This window comes from Halomonas lysinitropha (assembly GCF_902500215.1).
Classification (GTDB): domain Bacteria; phylum Pseudomonadota; class Gammaproteobacteria; order Pseudomonadales; family Halomonadaceae; genus Halomonas; species Halomonas lysinitropha.
Window position 1 is genome coordinate 1 of the sequence record NZ_CABVOU010000039.1, and the last position, 23,654, is coordinate 23,654.

At 66.3% G+C, this 23,654-nt stretch carries 23 protein-coding genes; 20 read left to right on the forward strand and 3 right to left on the reverse strand.

Going from position 1 to position 23,654, the window contains the following annotated elements:
* Window positions 1-298: 298 nt before the first annotated feature.
* On the reverse strand, window positions 299-841 hold the full coding sequence (locus HALO32_RS11600) for a DUF2062 domain-containing protein (RefSeq protein WP_151444038.1): 543 nt from the start codon (window positions 839-841) through the stop codon (window positions 299-301).
* Window positions 842-972: 131 nt separating this feature from the next.
* Here HALO32_RS11600 and HALO32_RS11605 point away from each other — a divergent pair, with 131 nt between their 5' ends.
* From HALO32_RS11605 to murB, 9 genes are read left to right on the forward strand one after another with little or no spacing between them, the layout of a single operon-like run.
* A complete protein-coding gene (locus HALO32_RS11605) occupies window positions 973-3,270 on the forward strand; it encodes a DNA internalization-related competence protein ComEC/Rec2 (RefSeq protein WP_151444039.1) in 2,298 nt (765 codons plus the stop codon).
* A 39-nt stretch (window positions 3,271-3,309) separates the two neighbouring features.
* Window positions 3,310-4,023: a MotA/TolQ/ExbB proton channel family protein gene (locus tag HALO32_RS11610; RefSeq protein WP_192576492.1), complete on the forward strand. Its 714-nt coding sequence runs from the start codon at window positions 3,310-3,312 to the stop codon at window positions 4,021-4,023.
* Window positions 4,020-4,442, forward strand: coding sequence for an ExbD/TolR family protein (locus HALO32_RS11615; RefSeq protein ID WP_151444040.1), 423 nt, complete (start codon window positions 4,020-4,022; stop codon window positions 4,440-4,442). Before HALO32_RS11610 ends, HALO32_RS11615 begins: the two co-directional genes overlap by 4 nt.
* A complete protein-coding gene (msbA, locus tag HALO32_RS11620; RefSeq protein ID WP_151444545.1) occupies window positions 4,442-6,178 on the forward strand; it encodes a lipid A export permease/ATP-binding protein MsbA in 1,737 nt (578 codons plus the stop codon). Before HALO32_RS11615 ends, msbA begins: the two co-directional genes overlap by 1 nt.
* 3 nt (window positions 6,179-6,181) lie before the next feature.
* The gene (gene lpxK, locus HALO32_RS11625) at window positions 6,182-7,189 is read left to right on the forward strand and encodes a tetraacyldisaccharide 4'-kinase (RefSeq protein ID WP_151444041.1); all 1,008 of its coding nucleotides are present in this window, start codon (window positions 6,182-6,184) and stop codon (window positions 7,187-7,189) included.
* 20 nt (window positions 7,190-7,209) lie between these two features.
* Window positions 7,210-7,419, forward strand: a complete 210-nt coding sequence (locus HALO32_RS11630; RefSeq protein WP_151444042.1) for a Trm112 family protein — start codon at window positions 7,210-7,212, stop codon at window positions 7,417-7,419.
* Window positions 7,420-7,428: 9 nt separating this feature from the next.
* A complete protein-coding gene (gene kdsB / locus HALO32_RS11635) occupies window positions 7,429-8,214 on the forward strand; it encodes a 3-deoxy-manno-octulosonate cytidylyltransferase (protein WP_151444043.1) in 786 nt (261 codons plus the stop codon).
* Window positions 8,214-8,690: a low molecular weight protein-tyrosine-phosphatase gene (locus HALO32_RS11640; RefSeq protein ID WP_151444044.1), complete on the forward strand. Its 477-nt coding sequence runs from the start codon at window positions 8,214-8,216 to the stop codon at window positions 8,688-8,690. Before kdsB ends, HALO32_RS11640 begins: the two co-directional genes overlap by 1 nt.
* Entirely contained in the window at window positions 8,687-9,706 is a 1,020-nt protein-coding gene (gene murB, locus HALO32_RS11645) for a UDP-N-acetylmuramate dehydrogenase (protein ID WP_151444045.1), read from the forward strand. Before HALO32_RS11640 ends, murB begins: the two co-directional genes overlap by 4 nt.
* Window positions 9,707-9,795: 89 nt before the next feature.
* Here murB and rne read toward each other — a convergent pair whose 3' ends face one another.
* The gene (gene rne, locus HALO32_RS11650) at window positions 9,796-13,290 is read right to left on the reverse strand and encodes a ribonuclease E (RefSeq protein ID WP_151444046.1); all 3,495 of its coding nucleotides are present in this window, start codon (window positions 13,288-13,290) and stop codon (window positions 9,796-9,798) included.
* 563 nt (window positions 13,291-13,853) lie between these two features.
* Here rne and HALO32_RS11655 point away from each other — a divergent pair.
* The 3 genes from HALO32_RS11655 to sppA are packed head-to-tail and all read left to right on the forward strand — an operon-like array spanning window position 13,854 to window position 16,572.
* Entirely contained in the window at window positions 13,854-14,801 is a 948-nt protein-coding gene (locus HALO32_RS11655; RefSeq protein ID WP_151444047.1) for an RluA family pseudouridine synthase, read from the forward strand.
* A 12-nt stretch (window positions 14,802-14,813) separates the two neighbouring features.
* A complete protein-coding gene (locus HALO32_RS11660) occupies window positions 14,814-15,464 on the forward strand; it encodes an HAD-IA family hydrolase (RefSeq protein ID WP_151444048.1) in 651 nt (216 codons plus the stop codon).
* A 22-nt stretch (window positions 15,465-15,486) separates the two neighbouring features.
* Window positions 15,487-16,572: a signal peptide peptidase SppA gene (gene sppA, locus HALO32_RS11665; protein ID WP_151444049.1), complete on the forward strand. Its 1,086-nt coding sequence runs from the start codon at window positions 15,487-15,489 to the stop codon at window positions 16,570-16,572.
* 68 nt (window positions 16,573-16,640) lie between these two features.
* Here the strand turns inward: sppA and HALO32_RS11670 are convergent, their stop codons facing one another.
* The gene (locus tag HALO32_RS11670) at window positions 16,641-17,231 is read right to left on the reverse strand and encodes a Maf family protein (protein WP_151444050.1); all 591 of its coding nucleotides are present in this window, start codon (window positions 17,229-17,231) and stop codon (window positions 16,641-16,643) included.
* A 129-nt stretch (window positions 17,232-17,360) separates the two neighbouring features.
* Here HALO32_RS11670 and HALO32_RS11675 point away from each other — a divergent pair, with 129 nt between their 5' ends.
* From HALO32_RS11675 to pabC, 8 genes are all read left to right on the forward strand, one after another.
* On the forward strand, window positions 17,361-17,888 hold the full coding sequence (locus HALO32_RS11675; protein ID WP_151444051.1) for a YceD family protein: 528 nt from the start codon (window positions 17,361-17,363) through the stop codon (window positions 17,886-17,888).
* Between the two features lie 32 nt (window positions 17,889-17,920).
* Window positions 17,921-18,091: a 50S ribosomal protein L32 gene (gene rpmF / locus HALO32_RS11680; RefSeq protein ID WP_151444052.1), complete on the forward strand. Its 171-nt coding sequence runs from the start codon at window positions 17,921-17,923 to the stop codon at window positions 18,089-18,091.
* A gap of 38 nt (window positions 18,092-18,129) precedes the next feature.
* Window positions 18,130-19,251: a phosphate acyltransferase PlsX gene (gene plsX, locus HALO32_RS11685; protein WP_151444053.1), complete on the forward strand. Its 1,122-nt coding sequence runs from the start codon at window positions 18,130-18,132 to the stop codon at window positions 19,249-19,251.
* Window positions 19,252-19,256: 5 nt separating this feature from the next.
* Window positions 19,257-20,228: an ACP S-malonyltransferase gene (gene fabD, locus HALO32_RS11690; protein ID WP_151444054.1), complete on the forward strand. Its 972-nt coding sequence runs from the start codon at window positions 19,257-19,259 to the stop codon at window positions 20,226-20,228.
* 27 nt (window positions 20,229-20,255) lie between these two features.
* Window positions 20,256-20,999, forward strand: a complete 744-nt coding sequence (gene fabG / locus HALO32_RS11695; RefSeq protein ID WP_151444055.1) for a 3-oxoacyl-ACP reductase FabG — start codon at window positions 20,256-20,258, stop codon at window positions 20,997-20,999.
* Window positions 21,000-21,131: 132 nt separating this feature from the next.
* Window positions 21,132-21,365 carry an acyl carrier protein gene (acpP, locus tag HALO32_RS11700; protein ID WP_008956801.1) on the forward strand — a complete coding sequence of 78 codons (234 nt, stop codon included), beginning with the start codon at window positions 21,132-21,134 and terminating at the stop codon, window positions 21,363-21,365.
* A gap of 199 nt (window positions 21,366-21,564) precedes the next feature.
* On the forward strand, window positions 21,565-22,803 hold the full coding sequence (gene fabF / locus HALO32_RS11705) for a beta-ketoacyl-ACP synthase II (RefSeq protein ID WP_151444056.1): 1,239 nt from the start codon (window positions 21,565-21,567) through the stop codon (window positions 22,801-22,803).
* Between the two features lie 17 nt (window positions 22,804-22,820).
* The gene (gene pabC, locus HALO32_RS11710) at window positions 22,821-23,642 is read left to right on the forward strand and encodes an aminodeoxychorismate lyase (RefSeq protein WP_151444057.1); all 822 of its coding nucleotides are present in this window, start codon (window positions 22,821-22,823) and stop codon (window positions 23,640-23,642) included.
* The last annotated feature ends 12 nt before the right edge of the window (window positions 23,643-23,654 follow it).

Genomic DNA, 23,654 nt, shown 5'->3' on the forward strand with positions numbered 1-23,654 from the left:
TGCACCGTTTATCTGGACCGCCACCGCCGAATCCATCCTTGCAAAAGTCAAACGGATTTGCTTGCTTATTTCTGGGACAGAACACTAGGAGCCTGTCGGACTTAACGCTGATCTACTGCGAGAGCCGGTCTTTCGGCCAACTTAATTCGATCTGATTCGTTAAATAGCGGGCTATTCGCCTCATCAGATCGATAAATTTGTCTCGAAATCCGTCTCTCTCGCTACGATCGGTCAAACCCGACAGGCTCCTAGGGGTGACGCTGCCGGCGCCATGACCTCGGTCGCCGAGAGGGCGACCTCACTCCTTCCTTGCAGCCGGCCGTTTTCGCCGGCGTCGACGCGCCCGTGCCTTCCAGCTGCGAGAGACTTGCCAGCGCCACACCAGACGAATCACCAGGTTGGCCAGCGCGGCGATTCCTACGGCCGCGGCCAGGGATCCCAGGGCCAGGGTCGGCAGGATGTCCACCAGCTGTTCGGCGATCCAGCGAGTGGAGATTCGGTCCGGTGCTTGCCTGACCGGCACGTCCAGCAGCCAGGCTCCCAGGCGGTAGTTGCCATAGAAGATCAGTGGCATCGTCAGGGGATTGGTGATCCACACCAGGCCGATGGAGAGCGGCAGGTTGCAGCGGACCAGCCATGCCCCGAAAGCGGCCACCAGCATCTGGAAGGGAATCGGCAGCAGGGCGCTGAACAGCCCCACGGAAAAGGCATTGGCCACGCTGCGACGCGTCAGCACCCATAGCGAGGGGTTGCCGATCAGGTGGCTGACGAAACGCAGGGAGCGCCGGCGCCTGAGGACCTCGGGGCGGGGCAGATAGCGCTGGAGCAGTCGGCGCGGCATTGACGATGGGCTCGCGGCTTCGAAACCCGAGCTATTATCCATAGAAGTCGCTTGCCTCGCCATGATGCCCCTCAACGTGATGGTGCCATGGGGCTGGCGGGCTGCCATGCTTGCCGTTCAGGGACGATGCCATGCAGCTGGGCCTCGCCATCCCTCTGGCACTCGCCGTGCTGGCCGGCGTGCTGGGGGGCCATCTCGCCATGCCGGGGGCCATCGAGGCGCTTGCGCTCGGTCTGCTGGTCGTGCTGGCCGGGCGTCGTCCGCTTCTCGCGTTGGGGCTTGCGGTGGCGGTACTGGTAGCGTTCCAGCTGCTGATGGTGCGCGGCGGCGAGCTCGCCCCCGGGCTGACCCGTCAGGACCTGCGACTGGAGGGGCGACTTGTCTCGGTGGCCAGCGATGAACGGCTGTCGAGGTTGATATTGGAGGTCACCGCTTGTCGCCCCTTGGCAGACTCACTGCCCGACTGTCATGACATCGAGCGGGTCCGGCTCTCCTTCTTCGCAGCTCCTGCCATGGTGCCCGGCGAGCGCTGGCGGCTGACCGCTCGCCTGCGTCCGCCGGCAGGCTTCGCCAACCCCGGCACCTTCGATTATCGTGGCTGGCTGTGGCGGGAAGGCATTCAGGCCAGCGGCTATGTGCGCCGCGACCCACCCCCTCGCCGCCTTGCCCCTGCCCCCTTCTCGCTGCGCCGGCTGGCACTGGGGCATCTCGATGAGCAGAAGTTGGCAGAAGACCATCGTCGCTGGCTGGCGGCCCTGACCCTGGGAGCCAGCGAGCGGCTGGAGCGACGCGACTGGGATCTGCTCAATGCCACCGGAACCACTCACCTGATGGTGATCTCGGGGTTGCATGTGGGGCTGGTGGCGGCCTTCTCGTTATGGCTGGCTCGTGGGCTGGCGCGTCTGATCACCCCCGGGGCCTGGCGTCTGGCGGTCTGGCCCTGGTGGTTGGCGGGAGTCTCGGCGGTGGGATATGCCGGCCTGGCCGGCCTGGAGCCTCCTGCGCTGCGCGCCATGATCATGACCCTGGTGGGGCTCTGGGTGGCCAGCGGGCGTCATTCGCCCGGCCCCTGGCAGGCGTGGTGGCTGGCCCTGGCGCTGGTGCTGCTGGCCGACCCCCTGTCGGCCTGGCGGCCCGGCCTCTGGCTGTCCTTCGCCGCCGTGGCGCTGCTGATCCTGATCTGGCAGGGCAGGGCGCGCCCTCAGGGAATAACTGGCTGGCTCTGGGCCCTGGTCCGTTCCCAGCTGCTGTTGGCGCCACTGATGGCGGCGGCGGTGCTGCTGGCCTTCGACCGCCTGGCCCCGGCGGCTCCGCTGGTCAACCTGGTCGCTGTGCCCCTGGTGAGCAGCCTGCTGGTGCCGCTTGGGCTGCTCGGCTGGCTCACCGCCTGGCTGCCGCCGCTTTCGGCGTTTTGTTGGGCCCTGTTCGGGATACTGGTCGACGGCTTGGCATGGCTGCTGGAGCTCGCCGCTACCTGGGTGCCCCTCTGGCTGCCGGCTCCGCCTCAGGTGGTGCCGCTGGGGCTGGCGTTGGGCCTGGCTGCCCTGCTATGGGCGCTGCCTGGCCTCGTCACGCGCCTGCGATGGGCCGGCTCGGTGCTGTTGCTGGTGGTGCCGTTGAGTGTCTCCTCCTCGTCTCCGGTGCCCGCCGAGGGACTGCTGCGGGTCCGGGTCCACGATGTAGGGCAGGGCCAGCTGGTCGAGCTGCGCACGGCCGGCTATCGTGCACTCTATGACACCGGACCGCGCTTCGCGTCCGGCTTCATGCCACTCGGCTCGCTGTGGCCCCCGGGACAGCGTTTCGACGACGTCATCATCAGCCATGGCGACCAGGACCATGCCGGGGGGGTGCCGGCCCTGCTCGAGCAGCATCGAGTGACGCGTTTCCTGGCGCCATCCGGCGAGGCGCTCGACGTGCCGGCCGAGGCCTGCGTGGCCGGTCGTTCGTGGCGACGCGATGGCGTCAATTTCCGCATTCTCTGGCCACCGGACCAGACCCGTGATTTCTCGTCCAATGATCGTTCCTGTGTGCTGCTGGCGAGTGTCGGATCGCATCATCTGCTGATCACCGGGGATGTAGGGCGTGATGTCGAGCGCCGCTTGCTGGGTGAGCTGCCCTCGACGATGACGCTGCTGGTGGCGGGACACCATGGTAGTGGTACCAGTTCTGGCCTGCCGCTGGTGCGGCGCCTGGCACCGCGCCATGTGGTCTTCAGCGCGGCGCGCGACAATCCCTTCGGCCACCCGGCAGGCCCTGTCGTGCGCCGCTTCCGTGGCGTCGGGAGTTGTCTGTGGAGTACCGCTCGTGATGGTGCCGTGACCCTGTGGCTCGGCGAGGGTCGTGAGCGAGATGTTGCCGCCGAGCGGCCCCTCGCCTGGCGGCATGGCGGTGTCGGAGCTGGCTGCCTTGCGTTAGAATCGCTTCACTGACTTCTGGCCTCCGGGCCGTCCATCTCGAGGGGGAACGGCATGGACATGATGGATGCCCTGATCGCCGGCGGCTGGCTGATGGTGCCACTACTGGGCTGTTCGCTGGTGGCCACGGTGATCATCATCGAACGCCTGTGGACACTGAGAGCCAGCCGCATTGCACCCTACGGACTGGGGCAGGAGGTCTGTCAGTTGGTGGCTCGAGGGCAGGTCAACCTCTACTGGCTGGAGGGCCACTCCCCCCTGGGTGGCGTACTGGCAGCCGGGCTGCGCAATGCTCGGCTTGGCCACGAGCAGGTGCGTGCGCGTCTCCATGAGGCGGCCACTGCCGTGATCCACGACCTGGAACGCTTCCTGAGCCCCCTGGGCACCATTGCCGCCATTGCGCCATTGATCGGCCTGCTGGGAACCGTGGTGGGGATGATCGAGGTCTTCGCGGTGATCGTCTCTGGCGACGGGGCCAGCCGCACGGCCGACCTGGCCGGTGGTATTTCCCGCGCCCTGGTCACCACCGCGGCAGGCCTCACCGTGGCGATCCCGTCGCTGATGTTCCATCGCTATTTCCAGCGCCGGGTCGAGGACATCACGGTGCGCATGGAGGAGCAGGCCGGTCAGGTGGTCGAGTACCTTGCCCATTACCCTGGCGAACTGGTGTTGGGCGAGCGAGACGGCGGCGAGTCGCCGCCTGGCCCGCGTAGCGAGGAGCAGCTTGAGGCCGATGGGCGTATCGCGCCAAGGGTGAAGCAACCGTGAGGTTTCCCCGGCGGCGGCGCGAACCAGTGGAGGTCAACCTGACCCCGCTGATCGACGTGGTCTTCCTGCTGCTGATCTTCTTCATGGTCTCTACCACCTTCGAGACCCGTCAGGCGCTGGAGCTCGAGCTCCCCGAGAGCGAGAGCGGCCAGGACATGGAGGCATCGCCGGTGACCCTGGTGGTCACCGCCGAGGGTGAATATCGGCTGGGCGAGCAGATTCACAGCGCCGGCATGTTGGGCGAGGCCCTGTCCGCCCAGGCCGAGCAGGCACGCGAGCATGGCCTGGTGGTGGAGGCCGATGGTCGTGCCGCCCACGCCGACGTGGTGCGCGTCCTGGACCGTGCTGCTGGCCTGGAGATCCGTCACGTGCGCATCGCCACCACGGCGGCATCAACCCCTCAAGCGGAGACACCGTGATCGAACACTCCGGCTGGATCCTCTACAAGCGCCTGTTGGGCTATGTGAAGCCCTACTGGCGGGCCTTTGCCCTGGCGATCTTCGGCTATGCCCTCTATGCCGCCTCGAGTACCGCCCTGGCAGAGATGATGAAGCGGCTCATCGACGGCATCCAGGACCCCGATGCCGCCTTCCGGCTCTTCCTGCCAATGTTCGTGGTGGGCATGTTCGCTGCCCGCGGGCTTGGTACCTTCCTGGGCACCTACTTCATGAGCAGTGTGGCGCGCAATCTGGTTCACGTCCTGCGCTGTGATGTCTTCAACCACATGCTGCATCTGCCGGGTCGTTTCTTCGACGACCACTCCACGGGTCACCTGATCTCGCGTGTCACCTACCATGTCGAGCAGGTCACCGGGGCCGCCACCAAGGCGGTCACCATTCTGCTGCGCGAGGGTTTCTTCGTGATCGGCCTGGTGATCTACCTGCTGTGGACCAACTGGATGCTGACCCTGCTGTTCCTGGCCGTGACACCGCTGATCGGCGGCGTGGTCAGCTATGCCAGCAAGCGCTTTCGCCGCATTTCACGGCGCATCCAGCGCTCCATGGGTGATGTGACCCATGTCGCCTCCGAGGCGCTCTCCGGCTACCGGGTGGTGCGGACCCACGGGGCCGAGGCCTACGAGAAGGCGCGCTTCGCCGAAGCCAGCGAAGTCAACCGTCGCCAGAGCATGAAGGAGGCATTGACCAAGGCCACCAGCACCCCGGTGATCCAGCTGCTGGTGGCGCTCTCGCTGGCGGTGCTGGTGTGGCTGGCCATGTCGCCGACCCTGCTGGACGCGATGACGCCCGGCGAGTTCGTGGCCTTCGTTACCGCCGCCGCACTGATGGCCAAGCCGGTGAGACAGCTCACCGAGATCAACAGCGAGATCCAGAAGGGCATCGCCGCCGCCGGCGAGCTCTTCGGCCTTCTTGAGGAACCCCCCGAGGAGGACGAAGGCAGGCGTGACCCAGGTCGGCTCGCCGGCCAGGTGCGTTTCGAGGAGGTGCACTTCGCCTATGGCGAGGACCAACCCGAGGTACTCAAGGGCATCGACCTCGAGGTGGCGCCCGGCGAGATGGTTGCCATCGTTGGCCGCTCCGGTAGCGGCAAGTCGACCCTGGTGGGCCTGCTGCCGCGCTTCTATCGCCCGACGGCGGGGCGCATCCTGATCGATGAGGTGCCCCTGGACGAGTTCCGCCTCCAACCGCTGCGCCGCCAGATCGCCCTGGTCTCCCAGCAGGTCACCCTCTTTAACGCCAGCATTGCCGACAACATCGCCTATGGGGTCGACGACCCCGATTCGGCGGCGATCGAGGCCGCGGCCCGGGCCGCCCACGCCCACGAGTTCATCGAGCGCATGCCCGGGAGCTACGACGCCCTGGTTGGCGAGAATGGCGTGATGCTTTCCGGTGGCCAGCGCCAGCGCCTGGCCATCGCCCGGGCGATCTTCAAGGATGCACCGCTGCTGGTGCTCGACGAGGCGACGTCGGCCCTGGATACCGAGTCGGAGCGCCATATCCAGGCGGCCCTGGAAGAGGTCTGCCGCGGGCGCACCACCTTCGTCATCGCTCATCGCCTCTCGACCATCGAGCGCGCCGACCGCATCCTGGTACTCGAACAGGGCGAGGTCGTGGAGCAGGGCAGTCACGCCGAGCTGCTCGCCCGGGACGGCACCTATGCGGCCCTGCATCGACTGCAGTTCCAGGAGCCGGCCTGAGCCATGGCGAGTCGGCTCGGCGAACGCTGGTTGGCAGCAGCCTACCGGGGCGATGCCTGGCTGAAGGCCCTGCGGCCATTGGAAACCCTCTATCGCCTGGTAATGCGGCGTCGCGCCGCGGCCTTCGAGGCGGGAAGGCGGGTCGTCTGGCAGGCGCCGGTGCCAGTGATCGTGGTCGGCAACATCACCCTGGGCGGCACCGGCAAGTCGCCGCTGGTGGCCTGGCTGGCGCGCTATCTCGCCGAGCGGGGCTGGTCGCCCGGCATCCTCTCGCGGGGCTATGGCGGGCGCAGCGACCGCTACCCGCTGCTGCTGGACGCCGACACGCCGGTCACGGCCTGTGGCGACGAGCCTCGCATGCTGGCGGACCAGACCGGAGTGCCGGTGGTGGTCGACCCCGATCGCGTCCGCGGCGGGAGGCGACTGCTGGCGGCGGGGTGCGATATCCTGATCGGTGATGATGGTCTGCAGCACCTGGCGCTGGGGCGTGACCTGGAGCTCGTGGTCGTGGATGGCCGGCGTGGCTTCGGCAACGGGCGTTGCCTGCCGGCGGGGCCGCTCCGTGAGCCGTTGACGCGGCTCGACGATGTAGATGCGGTGGTGATCAATGGCGCCCCGGCCTTCGACCCGCCGGCCGGGGCGTATGGGATGACCCTGTTACCGTCGGCCTGGCGTCGGCTGGGTGACGGTCGGCGAGCGCCGCCCACCCCACCTCCCTTTACCGGCCCGGTACATGCGCTGGCCGGGATCGGTCACCCGGCGCGTTTCTTCGCTACCCTGGATGAACTGGGCGTGGAATCGGTCACCCACGCCTTCGCCGACCACCATCGCTTCACGGCGGCCGACCTGGCCTTCGCCGACGATCGGCCGCTGGTGATGACGGCCAAGGACGCGGTCAAGTGTCGCGAGCTGGCACCCGTCGACAGCTGGGTCCTCGAGGTGGAAGCCCGGCCCGACGCTACCTTCATCGACTGGCTGCAGGCGCGGCTGGTCTCACTGTCAACCCAATGAAACCCATCCGAGGGGGAGTCATGGACAAGGAACTGCTGGCGATGCTGGTCTGCCCGCTTTGCAAGGGCAAGCTGAAGTACCACCGCGAAGCCGCCGAACTGGCGTGTCAGTTCGATGGCCTCGCCTACCCGATTCGCGACGGCATCCCGGTGATGCTGCCCGAGGAGGCCCGGGCGATGGACGTTGACGAGAAGCTGCACGACTCACCCGGTCGCACCGGCGAGTCCTGAGGGGTGCCCATGCAGGAATTCATCGCCGTCATCCCGGCGCGCTTCGCCTCCTCGCGGCTGCCCGGCAAGCCGCTGGCCGAGATCGCCGGCCAGCCCATGGTGGCCCACGTCTGGCGGCGGGCACGGGAGAGCGCTGCCGCCCGGGTGGTAGTGGCCACCGATGACTGGCGTGTCGCCGAGGCATTGTCGCCCTTTGACGCCGAAGTGCTGCTGACGGCCACCGACCACCCCTCGGGAACCGACCGCCTGGCCGAGGTGGCCGAGCGGCTGGGGCTGGCCGATGACGCCGTGCTGGTCAATGTCCAGGGCGACGAGCCGTTGATCCCGCCGCTGCTGATCGATCAGGTGGCGGCCCGGCTCTTCGATGATCCCGACGCCTCCATCGCCACTCTGGCCGAGCCGATCAGCGACGTCGAGACGCTCTTCAATCCCAATGCGGTCAAGGTCGTGCGTTCGCGCTCCGGTCGCGCCCTCTATTTTTCGCGGGCCCCTGTTCCTTGGGATAGAGAGGCCTGGGACAGGGACGCCTTCGCGCGTCGTCCCGAGCTGCTGGAGACCGATGCCTGGCTGCGACACATCGGCCTCTATGCCTACCGGGCGGGCTTTCTGGCAGAGTACCGCGACTGGCCCCCCTCGCCGCTGGAGCGCCTTGAGCAGCTCGAACAGCTGCGCGCCCTGCACCATGGCCATGCCATTCAGGTGGCCCTGTCGCGGGTTCCGCATCCGGCAGGCGTGGACACCGAGGAGGACCTGGCACGGGTCCGTGAGTTGATGTCGCACCCGGGAGGTCTCTGATGCGCGTGCTCTTCGTCTGTCTGGGCAATATCTGCCGTTCCCCTACCGCGGAGGGCGTGTTCCGCCGCCTGCTCGACGAACGCGGGCTGGCCCATCGGGTAGGGGTAGATTCCTGTGGCATCGGGCCCTGGCACGTGGGCAAGGCGGCAGACCCGCGAGCTCGCGAGGCCGCCGCTCGCCGTGGCATCGACCTCTCCGCACTTCGCGCCCGGCAACTCGACGTTGACGACTTCGACTGCTTCGATCTGCTGCTGGCCATGGACCATGACAACCTCGCGGCCATCGAGGCGCGGCGTCCGCCCCAGAGTCAGGTGCCGGCACGGCTGTTCCTGGAGTATGCCGGCTATCCTGACCGCGCCGTGCCCGATCCCTACTACGGCGGTGATCGGGGCTTCGACAAGGTGCTGGATCTGGTCGAGGCGGCCTCCCTGGGCCTGCTGGAGGAGGTCGAAACGCGCCTGGAGTCCGAGTCTTGAGCCTGGCGCTCTGCGCCCATCACGACCTCACCCGGGCCAATACCCTGGGGTTGCCGTGTCGGGCGGAGCGCTTCGTCGCGCCAAGCAACGTCGGCGATCTGCGCGAGGCCCTGGACCTGGCCCGGCACGAGGGCTGGCCACTGACCCTGCTGGGGGGCGGCAGCAATCTGATCCTGCCGGCATGGCTCCCGGGCCTGGTTGTTAGACCGGCCATGTGCCGCTGGTGGCTGGAGGAGGGGCAGGATGACACGGTCCTCGTGCATGCCGAGGCCGCGGTGGTCTGGCACGAGCTGGTCATGATGCTGGCCGCCAGGGGCCTATGGGGCACCGAGAACCTGGCACTGATTCCCGGACACTGTGGCGCCGCACCGATCCAGAACATCGGTGCCTATGGCGTGGAACTCAGTGATGTCATCGAGGCGGTGCATCTGGTTCATCTCGACGATGGTCGCGAGGCGATACTCTCGCCGGAGGAGTGTGTCTTCGGCTATCGGGACAGTGTCTTCAAGGGTTTCCTGAAAGGACGCGTGGTGATCACCCGGCTGGTACTTCGCCTTAACCGCACGCCGCGCCCCCGACTCGACTACGGTGACCTGGCCAGCCGGGTGGGCGCCTCGCCGAGTGCGCTGGAGGTGGCCGAGGCAGTCGGCGCGATCCGCCGCGAGAAGCTGCCCGACCCGGCCGTGGTGGGCAATGCCGGCAGTTTCTTCAAGAATCCCGTGGTGGCAGCCGACCAGGCCGCTCGGCTGATGGATGATTACCCGATGATGCCGAACTTCCCCCAGCCCGATGGCCGGGTCAAGCTGGCGGCTGGCTGGCTGATCGACCAGTGCGGTCTCAAGGGCTGGCGACGGGGCCATTTCGGCGTGCATAAGCGCCAGGCGCTGGTACTGGTGCACTTCGGCGATGGGACGGCAGATGAGCTGCTTGACTTCGCCGGGCGGGTGGCCGATGCCGTGGCGGATCGTTTCGGTGTGATGCTGGAGCGTGAGCCGCGACTCGCCGAGTCAGATTGATCCTGCCGGAGCCTTTTCCGATCCTGACATGACAGCGCCCGCAGCCAAGGCTGCGGGCGCTGTCTGTCGTGCCGGAGTGAAGCGGGGCCTCAGCCCTGCTTGCCCTCCTGGGCCTTGGTCTCCTGCTCACGACGGCGGATCTCCCGCGGGTCGTTGTGAGCGCGACGACGGCGACGGCGGCTGGCACGGCTCTCCGTTGCCTGCTCCTCGTCCTTCGCTTCCGGCTTGGCTTCGGCTTTCGCCTCGGCGGACTTCTGGTCTGACTTCGGGACTTCGTCCGCGGGCTCTGCCTTGGGTGTCGCCGCCTGGGACTCAGCCTTCGCTTCGGCGGACTTCTGGTCCGATTTCGGGACTTCGTCCGCGGGCTCTGCCTTGGGTGTCGCCGCCTGGGCCTCAGCCTTCGCTTCGGCGGACTTCTGGTCCGACTTCGGGACTTCGTCCGCGGGCTCTGCCTTGGGTGTCGCCGCCTTGAACTCAGCCTTAGCCTCGGCAGGCTTCTCGGCCGCTTTCTGCTCCGCCTTCGGCGCATTCGGCTGGGCCACGGCCACGGCCTCGGACTTGGCAGGCTGCTCGACCGAGGCTTCGGTCTTGGTGGCCTGGCCGCTCGACTGCTTGGCAGCCTCGGTGTGGGTCTTCGCTTCGGCAGCTTTCTCAGCCGGCTTCTGCTCGGCCTTGGCTTCAGACGGCTTCCGCTCGGCCTCTTCGGACGACTTCTGCTCGGCCTTCGTTACCTCGGCCTTGGCTTCAAGAGGCTTGTCGGCCGATTTCTTTTCGGCCTCAGAGGCATCCGGCTTGGGCCCGGCTTTCGTGTCGGCTGGCTTTCTCTTTGGTTGCTCGGCCTTGGCGTCGCTGGGCTCCTGCTCCGCCTTGGGTTCGGCCTTGGCGGCCTGATCGCCTGACTGCTTGGCCGCGTCAGACTCGCCCTTGGCCTCGGCCTCCTTCTCTGCCGGCTTTTGATCGGCCTTGTGTGCCTCGGACTTGGGCTCAGCAAGTTTCTGCTCTGCCTTCGGCGCATCCGGCTGGGCTTCGGCCTTGGGCTCAGCGGGCTGCTGCTCGGTTTTCGGCGCTTCGGCCTTGGCCTCAGCGGGCTTCTGCTCCGCCTTGGTCGCATCCGACGTGGGTTCGGCCTTGGCTGCCTGGCCGCTTGGCTGCTTGGCCGCTTCCGACTCGGCCTTCGCCTCGTCGGGCGTTTCGGCCGGCTGGGCGTTGGCTTTCACCTCGGTAGGCTGGGGTTCTCCCTCGGTGGCTTCGGCAAGCAGGCGCTGCTGTTCGGCCTCGGCCTTGGGGTTGATGGCATGCTTGCGCGTGCGCTGACGGGGGTTGTTGCGAGTACGCTTGGGCTTGCCGTCATCCACCGGGGCTTCGGCGGCTGCCGGCTTATCGTCACGCTTCTCGCTCGGCTTCTCGGCAGGCTTGCCGCCGCCTTTCTGGCGACGTGTGTCGTCACTGGGCTTCTCGCCACGGGGCGTCTGTTCGCTGGGCTTCTGGTCCCGGGCCCTGTCATCGCGAGGCTTGCCGTCACCAGTCTTTTCATCACGAGATTTTGGCGCCTCCGACTGGCGTGCCGGGCGGTTCTCGTCGGAGCGACCGCCACGGCCGCGGCCACCACGGTTGCCGCGATTGTCGGTGCCTTCCGCCTTGCCCTCGCCACGTTCGTTCTCCTGGCGGGGCGAGCTGCGTCGTTCATCATTGCGTGGGCGACGCTGGCGGTCGTTGCGACCTCCTCGTTGCTCATCGCGCTGGGCCGGCTTGCTTGCGTCCTGGTCAGCGGGTGACTCGCCTGAGCGGACGGAGGGTTTCTTTGCGGTATCGGTAGGCGCTTCTTCGCCGCCGAGCAGCTTGGACAGACCCTTGACCAGGCGCCCTAGTACGCCGGTCTGGGGTTCGGGGACGGGCGGGGCGGCCGGTGCCTTGCTTGCCACCTTGGGCGTCGACGGGGCTTCAGGCACTTCCTGCTGCTGCAGGGAGGCGGGTGCCGGCTCGTGGTGGATCACCGTCTTTACTGCGGCCTCGGCGCGCTGGACCGGTTTACCGAAGGCGGCCTCCGGCTCCTTGCCGACCTCGGAATCGGTGGAGAGCTCGAAGCTGGACAGGGTCGTGGTACCTTCTTCATCCACGTGGTCCTCGCGCAGGCGCTGGACATCATAGTGGGGGGTATCCATGTCCGGATTGGGCAGCATCAAGACGCGCACGCCCTGCCGCCGTTCGATCTCGGCCAGCACGGCGCGCTTCTCGTTGAGCAGGTAGGTGGCCACCGGCACCGGCAGGATGGCGCGGATCTGGGCGCTGCGCTCCTTCATCGCCTCTTCTTCGATGAGGCGCATGATGGAGAGCGAGATGGAGCGCACATCGCGGATGGTGCCCTGGCCGTCGCAGCGCGGGCAGACCACGCCGCTGGTCTCGCCAAGCGACGGGCGCAGCCGCTGGCGAGACATCTCCATCAGCCCGAAGCGCGAGATACGGCCGATCTGTACCCGGGCGCGATCAAGCTTGAGCGCATCGCGCATGCGGTTCTCGACCTCGCGCTGATTGCGGGCCGGGCTCATGTCGATGAAATCGATCACCACCAGGCCGCCGATATCGCGCAGACGCAGCTGTCGGGCGATCTCGTCGGCTGCCTCCTGGTTGGTCTGCAGCGCGGTCTCCTCGATATCGCTACCGCGGGTGGCCCGCGCCGAGTTGATATCGATGGAGACCAGTGCCTCGGTATGGTCGATGACGATGGAACCGCCGGAGGGCAGCTTGACCTCTCGCTCGTAGGCGGTCTCGATCTGCGACTCGATCTGGAAGCGCGAGAAGAGTGGCACTTCGTCGACGTAGAGCTTGATCTTCTGCTGGTAGGAGGGCATCACCTGGCGGATGAAGGTCAGGGCTTCCTGATGGACCTGCTCGCTGTCGATCAGCACCTCGCCGATGTCCTGGCGCAGATAGTCGCGCATGGCGCGGATGATGACGTTGGATTCACGGTAGATCAGGAAGGGCGCCGGGCGCTTGCCGGCCTCTTCGGTGATCGACTCCCACACCTGGACGAGATAGTCCAGGTCCCACTGCAGTTCCTCGGGAGAGCGGCCGATGCCGGCCGTGCGCACGATCAGTCCCATCTTGTCGGGCACGGTCAGCTGGCTCATGGCCTCCTTCAGCTGACTGCGCTCCTCGCCCTCGATCCGCCGCGAGATGCCGCCGGCACGGGGATTGTTGGGCATCAGCACCAGGAAGCGACCGGCGAGGCTGATGAAGGTGGTCAGAGCGGCGCCCTTGTTGCCGCGCTCCTCCTTATCCACCTGGACGATCACTTCCTGTCCCTCCTTGAGCACTTCCTTGATACTGGGACGGCCCGAGGATTCTTTCAGGAAATAGTCGCGGGAAATCTCCTTGAGCGGCAAGAAGCCGTGACGATCGGCACCGAAGTCGACGAAGGCGGCTTCGAGGGAGGGCTCTACGCGGGTGATCTTGCCACGGTAGATGTTGGCTTTCTTCTGTTCCCGAGCGCCGGACTCGATGTCCAGGTCGTACAGGCGTTGTCCATCGACCAGCGCGACCCGCAGCTCTTCGGGCTGGGTCGCATTGATGAGCATCCGTTTCATGTCGTCTCGCAATCAGGGACGGCCGGATGGCGGTCAACGACGAAGGCGAACCGCTGGTTGCTGCGTGCTTGTGCTCAGCGCATGTCGCGGATGCGGTGATGCGCCCAACCGTTTCGGGACATCCTTGCACGATGCGTCCGACACGGCATGGTCATGTTGAGTACGGGGCGGAGGCAGGACATGTCTCGGTGGGACGTCGCCCATCCGGCCCTGCGGTCACCGCCAACACCTGGCATTCATCGATTCGCCAACGCCGGCCACCGGCACGTTGTTGGTCGTATCCCGTGGCGTTCGGCCACGCTGCAGGGAGCGAAGCCGAAGCCGGGCGTGGCGTTGTATCGCTTGCTTTTCGGCGGCGGGACCTCGGATTGGCGAGGATCGTCGCGGCCTGATCTTTTCGCTCCGGCCTGCGTGTCTGTCGTGCAGGCGCTCTCGCGGATCATGACAACCCGCTGAAGCGAGATGACAATATACCAGTAAAGGGGGTTACCAGCAATTGACGCAGGATGGTCGGCACTGCGGTAGAATGCGCCTTCCAAGCAGGTATCCAGTGGAGTGGCGGCATGGCCGAAGGGCGCGACGTGCAGTGGGTGGAAGTGACCGAGGGCCAGGTGGGTCAGCGGGTCGACAACTTCCTGTTGACGCGCATGAAAGGAGCGCCCAGGGCGCTCGTCTACCGCATCGTGCGCAAGGGCGAGGTGCGGGTGAACAAGAAGCGGGTCAAGGCCGATACTCGCCTTGCTCTGGGGGACTTGGTGCGGATTCCGCCGTTGCGCCTCTCGCCCCGTGAAGCTGTTCGCGAGGTCAGCGACAACCTGCGCAACCTGCTCGCCGGCAGCGTGCTGCTCGAGGGGCGCGATTGGATGGTGCTCAACAAGCCATCGGGTCTCGCCGTGCACGGCGGCAGTGGCGTGAAGATCGGCCTGATCGAGGCGCTGCGCCAGGTGCGTGAGGATCTGGATTTTCTGGAGCTTGTCCATCGCCTGGATCGTGATACCTCGGGTTGCCTGCTGCTGGCGAAGTCGCGTCCTGCGCTGTTGGCGCTCAACGCTTCGCTCAAGGAGCGCCAGATGGACAAGCAGTACCTGGCACTGGTGGCGGGGCGCTGGCCGGCACGACGTGACTTTGTCAGCGCCCGGCTCGACCGCTACGAGCTTGCCAACGGTGAGCGCCGCGTGCGGGTCGAGGCGGACGGCAAAGTGGCTCGCACGCGATTCGCGGTACGTGAGGCCTTCGAGAAGGTCACCCTGATCGAGGCCGAGCCGGTCACCGGACGTACCCATCAAATACGTGTGCACGCGGCTCACGCGGGCCATCCGTTGCTTGGCGATGACAAGTATGGCGGCCGCGAGAGTCAGCGGCTAGCGGCCACTCTGGGGCTATCGCGTCTGTTTCTGCATGCGTCGGCCCTGTCCTTTCCCGAACCCAGCAGCGGTCGGCCGGTGAGGATCAAGGCGCCGCTGCCCGATGAGCTCGATGCGGTGCTGGACAGGGCCCGCAAGGGCCTCTGACACGGAGGTTTCATGCGCTATCGATTGGCCATCTTCGACTGGGATGGCACCCTGATGGACTCTATCGAGCGAATCGTCTCCAGCATGCAGTTGGCGTCTCGCGAAGCGGGCTGGGGCGAGCTTGAGACGGAGGCGGTTCGCAACATCATCGGCCTCGGGCTGCCTGAAGCCATCGCCACCCTCTGCCCGGGTATCGATGCTGAGCGTGGCGAGCTGCTGAGGGCGCGCTATGCCTACCATTTCGTCGAGGGCGACACAGGCTCTCTGCGTTTCTATCCCGGGGTCGAGGCCGGCCTCCAGCGTCTGCGGGGCAGGGCAAACCAGCGTCTGGCCGTGGCCACCGGCAAGAGTCGCCGCGGCCTGGATCGCATCTTCTACGAGAGCGGCAGCGGGGGCTGGTTCCATGCCAGCCGTACCGCCGACGAGACGCTCTCCAAGCCACACCCCCGAATGCTCGAGGAGCTCCTTGTAGAACTCGATGTCGATGTCGGCGAGGCGGTGATGGTCGGCGATACCGAATATGACCTCGAGATGGCGCGAGCGATGGGCATGGACCGGATCGCGGTGACCTGGGGCGTGCATGACCCGGCGCGTCTCTCCGCCAGCCGACCGGTGTTCACGGCCGAAGCGGCGAGTGAACTCTTCGACTGGCTCTACGGCTAGCTGACCAAGGAACAGAATGACCATGAGTGACGACGACAAGCACGGCGATCGCTGGACGAGTGGGCCGGAGTTGACCCCGGAGCAGGCCCGCCGGGAGCGAGAGGGGCAGCACACCGATCAACCGCCACCCCCCGGTGAGGATGCCGAGACCCTGCGTGAACGTCAGCGCCTTGCCCAGTTGGAGATGATGGACCGCTGGGTTGGCGGGGTACTGGCGGAACAGCGCCGTTCCCGGCGCTGGAAGCTGTTCTTCCGCTTCTTCTTTGCGCTGCTGATCCTGGCCTCGCTCTCGACGACGCTTTACGGGCTCTTCGGCGCCCCGGGCAGCGGGCCGCCTGACCGACCGCATCTCGGCGTCGTCGAACTCAAGGGGGTCATCGATAGTGACTCTCCGGCCAGCGCCGAGCGCATCATCGAGGGGCTGGAGCGAGCCTGGAACGTTGAAGAGGTCGAGGCGGTGGTGCTGCATATCAACAGCCCCGGTGGCAGCCCCGTTCAGTCACAACGTATCTTCGAGGCGGTCATGCGGTTGCGCGAGTCTGGTGACAAGCCAGTTCTGGCAGTGGTCGAGGATATCGGCGCCAGTGGCGCCTACTATGTGGCTGCGGCGGCTGACGAGATCATCGCCGCACCGGCCAGTCTGGTAGGCTCTATCGGCGTCGTCCACGCCGGTTTCGGCTTCGAGGAGGCCATCGGGCGCCTGGGGGTCGAGCGCCGTGTCTTTACGGCCGGCGAGAACAAGGCATTCCTCGACCCTTTTTCCGACATCGCCCCGGCACAGCGCGAGTTCTGGCAGTCGGTGCTCGAGAACACCCATGAGCAGTTCATCGCAGCGGTGCGCAAGGGGCGCGGCGAGCGCCTCGTCGACGATGAGCGTCTGTTCAGCGGGTTGATCTGGAGTGGCGAGCAGGCCCTCGAGCTGGGACTGGTGGACGAACTCGACAGCCTCGATGGCGTGGCCCGCGCGCGGCTTGGCGAGGCGAGAACGCGCGATTACACGCCACGTCTCGACCCCTTCGAGCGGATTTCCCGCCAGTTCGGCCGGGTGGCCATGGAGTGGCTTGGCGTGCCGCGGGGTGAGTCGCCGGTGCGTTATCAGCTACCATAGAGCGCCAAACAGGTTTGGGGCATCGACATGAGCTGCGTCGGAGATCTGTCGCCGAAAAAGCCGCGGTATCAGGTCACGGGCCCCAGCGGATCCAGCCCGGCCTCGCGCAGCATCACGCATAGCCGGATCAGCGGCAGGCCGATCAGGGTGTTGGGGTCATCCCCCTCGAGCTTCTCGAACAGGGCGATGCCCAGCCCCTCCATGCGGAAGCTGCCGGCGCTGTCCAGGGGCTTTTCCTTTTCCACATAGCGGGCGATCTCGCCCTCGCTGAGGTGTCGGAACAGCACGTCATAGGTCTCGTGACAGACCCGGTGGCGGCCCTGCGCGGTGTCGAGCAGCGCCAGGCCGGTGAGGAAGCGCACGCGCTGGCCGGAGAAGCGGCTCAGGTTGGCGCGGGCGGTGGCCGCGTCGCCGGGCTTGCCGAGGATCTCGCCGCCGAACAGCGCCACCTGGTCGGAGCCGATGATCAGGTGGGCGGGAAAGCGCTCGGCCAGCCGCTCGGCCTTGCCCAGCGCCAGACGGTGCACCAGAGCCTCGGGTGCCTCGCCCGGGCGTGGCGTTTCGTCGATGTCGGGGCTCTCCCAGGCATAGGGAATCTCCAGGCGGTCAAGCAACTGACGGCGCCAGCGCGAGCCTGAGGCAAGGATCAAGTTGGGCATGGGCGTTCTCCTGGGCGGGTTGGTGGAGCAGCGAGTCGGCAGCGCCAATCATGGGGGTTAATCGCCATGGTAACCCGGGACGATGGCAGCTTTGACAGGGGCAGGGGGAGTGCCTATCATTGCGCGCCTATGTTGACCTCAAGACTCCCCGGCAGGGTCGAGCCTTATAAGCTCGTGGCTCGTGCCGAACACCTGGAAGGCCTGGTAGCGCTCACCGAAATGGCGAGGCTCGCCGAGGAAGTCGGCGCCCAGTCAGGCGATGCCCAGGTATGGATGGATTTCGCCATCGACCCCCAGGGGCGAAGGGAGATTCGTGGGCACCTCAAAGCTGAGCTGCAGCTGCCGTGCCGGCGCTGTCTCGAGCCTATGGCGCAACAGGTCGAAAGCGATTTCCGGCTGGGCATGGTTACCAGTGACGCCCTGGCCGCCGAACTGCCGAGCACCCACGAGCCGGTGCTGGTGGAAAACGAACAGCTGAACCTGCTGGCGGTGGTCGAGGATGAACTCATCCTCAGCTTGCCCCAGGTGGTTTACCACAGCGAGGCCGAGTGCAAGGTGTCGCGCGACCAGCTGAACAGCGGAGAAGCGACCGACGAGTCGGCCAGCCCCCCCGCGAGCCCTTTCGATGTGCTGCGGCAGATCAAGGGCAAACTCTGATACATCCTCGTTTCACTCTGGAGTGACTACCCATGGCAGTTCAAAAGAACCGCAAGACCCGTTCCACGCGCGGCATGCGTCGCAGCCACGATGCCCTCACCGCCCCGACCCTGTCCCAGGACAAGGAAACCGGTACTACCCATCTGCGCCACCATGTGTCCCCGGACGGCTTCTATCGTGGTCGCAAGGTCGTGGAAGTCTGACGAGACGGCGTCTCGGTTGCTAGAGGCTGGCCGCTGACGTGCGGATTGCCATCGATGCGATGGGCGGGGACCTCGGTCCCCGCCCTGCCGTCCTAGGCTCTGCCGAGGCCGTCTGCGACGATCCTGATCTCGAGCTGCTCCTGTTCGGCCCTGCCGGGCGGCTGGAGGATGAGATTGCCCGCTTGCCGCGGCAACTTGCTGCGGCAGCGTCGCGTCTGCGCGTCGAGGATGCGCCTTCAGTCGTCCAGCAGTCCCAGCGCCCCAGTGAGGTGCTGCGTCAGGGTAGCGATACCAGCATGGCCCGAATGCTCGACTGCGTTGCCGGCGGCGATGCCGCGGCCGGGGTCTGCGCCGGCAACACCGGCGCCTTGATGGCCCTGGCACGGCGTGCCCTGGGCACGGTAGCAGGGATTCCTCGACCGGCGATCAGCACTGCCATTCCTACCCGAGCCCTGGGCCGCTGCTACCTGCTCGACCTGGGCGCCAACGTAGAGGCCAGTGCCGAGCGGCTTGTCGACTTTGCCCTGATGGGTGAGGTAATGGCACGCCATGTGGACGGCCTCGCCGCGCCGCGGGTGGCACTGCTCAACGTCGGTGTCGAGGGCACCAAGGGCACGCGCAGCGTGCGCGATGCCGATGCCTGGCTTCGTCGACATCCCGACATCGCTTACCTGGGCTATGTAGAGGGTGATGGGATCTTCAGCGGTGAAGCCGACGTGGTGGTCTGCGACGGTTTCGTCGGCAATGCGGTACTCAAGGCCAGCGAGGGTCTGGCGCGGCTGCTCGTCGAGCGGGTCCAGGCGACCTTCGAGGCCCACTGGGGCAGCCGGCTGGTGGGGCTGCTCGCCCGTCCGGCGTTGCGGCGCCTCAAGGGTGAGCTCGATCCGGTGCGCTACAATGGCGCCAGCTTGCTGGGGCTGGACGGGATCGTGATCAAGAGCCACGCCAGCGCCGATGCCACGGGTTTTCGCTATGCGGTTCAACGGGCGGTGAATGAGGTGAGGCGTGACCTGCCTAGCCGGTTGGCCGCTGAATTGTACCATCGCCGTTCCCCTGTCGATTCGGCCGCCGGCGGTCGAATCGAGAGCGGATCCAGGCCCGACGGGCCAATCATGCCGGACGTGACCGGCATCGACGACAGCCAACAAGCGCAAAGGTGATCGACATGACGCAATCCCTTGCCCTCATCTTTCCCGGGCAGGGCTCCCAGCAGATCGGCATGCTGCGTGAGCTGGCAGAGCGCTACAGCGTGGTGCGCACAACTTTCGAGGAAGCGGCCGATGCCCTGGGCTACGACCTCTGGCAGGTGGTGCAGGAGGGGCCGGCCGAGACCCTCAATGCCACTGCCTGCACACAGCCGGCGCTGCTCACTGCCAGCGTGGCAGTCTGGCGTGTCTGGCAAGAACTCGAGGGGCCGCGTCCCGGCGCCATGGCCGGTCATAGCCTGGGCGAGTACAGCGCTCTGGTGTGTGCCGGTGCCTTGCCCTTCGCCCAGGGTGTGCGGCTGGTGAAGCTGCGCGGCGAGGCGATGCAAGAGGCCGTGCCTGCCGGCGAGGGTGCCATGGCGGCAATTCTCGGCCTCGATGACGCGGCGGTGGAGCAGGCCTGTGCCCGGGCCGCCGACGGCGACGTGGTCGCTGCCGTCAACTACAATGCCCCGGGACAGGTGGTGATTGCGGGCAGCAAGGCCGCGGTGGAGCGGGCTATCGTCGCCTGTCAGGAAGCCGGCGCCAAGCGCGCGATGCCACTGCCGGTGTCGGTGCCGTCGCACTGCGATCTGATGCGTCCGGCTGCCGAGCGTCTGGCTGTGGCAATGGATGAGGTGGAGCTTCGTTCGCCGCGCTACACGGTATTCCAGAATGTCGATGCCCAGGCTCATGCCGACGTGGAGACCCTGCGGACTCGCCTGATCGAGCAGCTCTACCAGCCGGTTCGCTGGACCTCCTGCATCGAGGCGATGACCGGGCAGGGCACCGAGGTGTTCATCGAGTGTGGACCGGGCAAGGTGCTCACCGGACTAAACAAGCGAATTGCCCGAGGCAGCAAGGGGCTGGCGGTCAACGACCCGGATAGCCTCTCTGCGGCACTCGAACTGGCCAGGCAAGCCGTCGGCCAGTCACCTTCGGCCAATGGCTGATCCATCTCCCCCTGGACGGAAGAGACCATGACAACCGAACGTAGAGTCGCCCTGATTACCGGGGCCAGTCGCGGCATCGGCCGCGCTATCGCTCAGGAACTGGGCCAACAGGGACGTATCGTGATCGGTACGGCTACCACCGATGCCGGTGCCGAACGCATCGGTGCGTATCTCGCCGAGGCGGGTATCGAGGGGGCGGGGCGCCAGTTGGATGTTACCGATCAGGCCAGCGTCGACGGCCTGGTCAAGGCGGTCACCGAGGAGTTCGGAGCCCCGACCATTCTGGTCAACAATGCCGGCATCACGCGCGACAATCTCCTGATGCGCATGAAGGAAGACGAGTGGGACTCGGTGATCGACACCAACCTCAAGTCGGTCTATCGCGTCGGCAAGTCCTGTCTTCGCGGCATGACCCGGGCCCGTTTCGGCCGCATCGTCTCGATCAGTTCGGTGGTGGCTACCATGGGCAATATGGGGCAGACCAACTATGCTGCCGCCAAGGCGGGCATGGAGGGCTTCACCCGGGCCTTGGCGCGCGAGGTTGCCTCGCGAGCCATTACCGTCAATGCGGTGGCACCCGGCTTCATTGCCACCGACATGACCCAGTCCCTGCCGGAGGAGCAGCGCAAGGTGCTGCTCGGCGAGATTCCGCTGGGCCGGCTCGGTGACCCTGAAGAGATTGCCGCGGCTGTGGGCTTTCTTACCAGCGACATGGCAGGCTACATTACGGGTGAAACCTTGCACGTCAACGGTGGCATGAACATGCGTTGAAGCCTCCGGGGCTAGGCGGTTGCGCCGACTCGGGGGCGTCTATAAACTACTCCGCAGCTTCCGGCTAGCGGATCTGGATCTTTAACGGCTGGTTTTCCGAACGGCCAATGTGAACGACTGGAGTACGTCATAATGAGCACCATCGAAGAGCGCGTGAAGAAGGTTGTTGCCGAGCGTCTCAACGTCAAGGAAGAAGACATTCAGAACTCCTCTTCCTTCACTGAAGACCTTGGCGCCGATTCCCTGGATACCGTCGAGCTGGTGATGGCGCTCGAAGAGGAGTTCGACACCGAGATTCCTGATGAGGAAGCCGAGAAGATCACGACCGTTCAGGAAGCCATCGACTACGTCAACGCCCACCAGTAAGGTGGCGGTCGATACCGCTTGCTGAGGCGTTCGGGGTCCTGGCCCCGTGGAGAGCCGTCCTGCCATGGCAGGACGGCTCTCATGCTATGCGCGACGCGAACTTGTCGAGCCCGTACAGGTCGGGGAGACTCGGGTATAATGCGTGCAATGACGACTCCCTTGTGGGGTCGTGTCACCAAGGTTGTCTGGAGGGAAGCTGATGGCTCGTAGAAGGGTTGTGGTGACCGGGCTGGGTCTGGTCACGCCGGTGGGGAATGCCGTTGAGGAGAGCTGGGCCAGCATCCTGGCCGGCAAGAGCGGTATCGCGCCCATCGAACACTTCGATGTCAGCGCCTTCAACACCCGCTTTGGCGGGTCGGTGAAGGGCTTCGACATCAGCCCGTACCTCAATCCCAAGGAGGCCCGCAAGATGGACCTCTTTATCCAGTACGGGATGGCTGCCGGTGCCCAGGCGATCGAGGATGCCGGGATCGAGTGTCACGACGGCAATGCCGATCGTATCGGCGTGGCCATCGGCTCGGGAATCGGTGGCCTGCCGATGATCGAACATAACCACACAGCCCTGCTCAATGGCGGAGCGCGACGGATCTCGCCTTTCTTCGTGCCGGGGTCGATCATCAACATGATCTCCGGCAACCTGGCGATTCAGCACGGGTTCCGCGGACCCAACATCGCCATCACCACGGCCTGTACCACCGGAACCCACAACATCGGCTACAGTGCTCGCACCATCGCCTACGGTGATGCCGACGTGATGGTCTGCGGGGGCGCCGAGATGGCGACGACGCCGTTGGGCCTGGGCGGCTTCTCGGCGGCGCGTGCGCTTTCCACCCGCAACGAGGATCCTGCCGCGGCGAGTCGACCCTGGGATCGGGAACGCGACGGCTTCGTACTCTCCGATGGCGCTGGCGTGATCGTGCTCGAGGAGTACGAGCAGGCCAAGGCGCGCGGGGCGACCATTTACGCCGAGCTCACCGGCTTCGGCATGAGCGATGATGCCTACCACATGACCGCACCGCCGGAAGATGGCCACGGCGCCGCGCGCTCCATGCGCAACGCCATCCGCGATGCCGGCATCGATCCCTCGGCCGTCGACTACATCAATGCCCATGGCACCTCGACCGCCCACGGCGACCTGGCCGAGAGCCGCGCCGTCGAGCAGGTGATGGGCGAGGCCGCCAAGTCGGTGGCCGTCAGCTCCACCAAGTCGATGATCGGCCACCTGCTGGGGGCTGCCGGTGCCGTCGAGGCGGTCTTCAGCGTGCTGGCGATCCGCGACCAGGTGGCACCGCCGACCATCAACCTGGACAACCCCCAGGACGGCTGCCATCTCGATTACGTGCCCCATACCGCTCGCGAGATGAAGATCGACGTCAGCCTGTCGAACTCCTTCGGTTTCGGCGGCACCAACGGTACTCTGGTCTTCACCCGGGTGTGAGGCCCGAGGCTCGCCAGGTGGGAACAGAGGCCTCGCCGGAGGCCTGGCCGCTGGATGATCGCGGCGTCGCCTATGGCGACGGCCTCTTCGAGACCGTGCTGGTGCGTGACGGCGTCCCGCTGCTGTGGGAGGCGCACCTGGCGCGCCTGGCCCGTGGCTGTCAGGCGCTGGGCTTCCCCATTCCGGTACAGCATCGTCTCGCTGCCCCCCTGGTTGACGCCCCGGAGGGCCTGGCGGTGCTCAAGTTGATGCTGACACGCGGCAGTGGCGGTCGCGGCTATGCGCCGCCGGAATCCCCCAGGCCGCGGCTACGCTGGCAGCTGTCTCCCTTTGCGCCGGATACCTCCCGCTGGAAGGCGGGCGTGCGCGTTCGCCACTGTCGCCTACGGCTGGGACTCCAGCCGGCACTGGCGGGTCTCAAGCACCTCAACCGTCTGGAGAACGTGCTGGCGCGGGACGAGTGGTCGGATGCCGAGATCGCCGAGGGGCTGCTTTGCGATAGTGAGGGTCGTCTGGTGGAGGCCACCTGCATGAACGTGTTCTGGCAGCGCGATGGGCGGCTAGAAACGCCACGCCTGACGCGCTGCGGAGTGGCCGGCACCTTGCGCACGGAGCTGCTCGAGCGCCTTTCCATCGACGAGGTGGATGCCTTTCCCGAGGTGCTGCTCAGTGCCGAGGCGGTCTGGCTCGGTAACTCGGTGCAGGGGGTCTGGCCGGTAACCCGGCTGGACGGGACCGGTGGAGAGCTCCTGCGGCGCTGGAGCATCGGGGCGGATCATCGTCGCCTGCAGGCATTGGCGCATGAACCCCTGGGCTATCCGACACGGCTTGACGATTGAATGACGAGGACG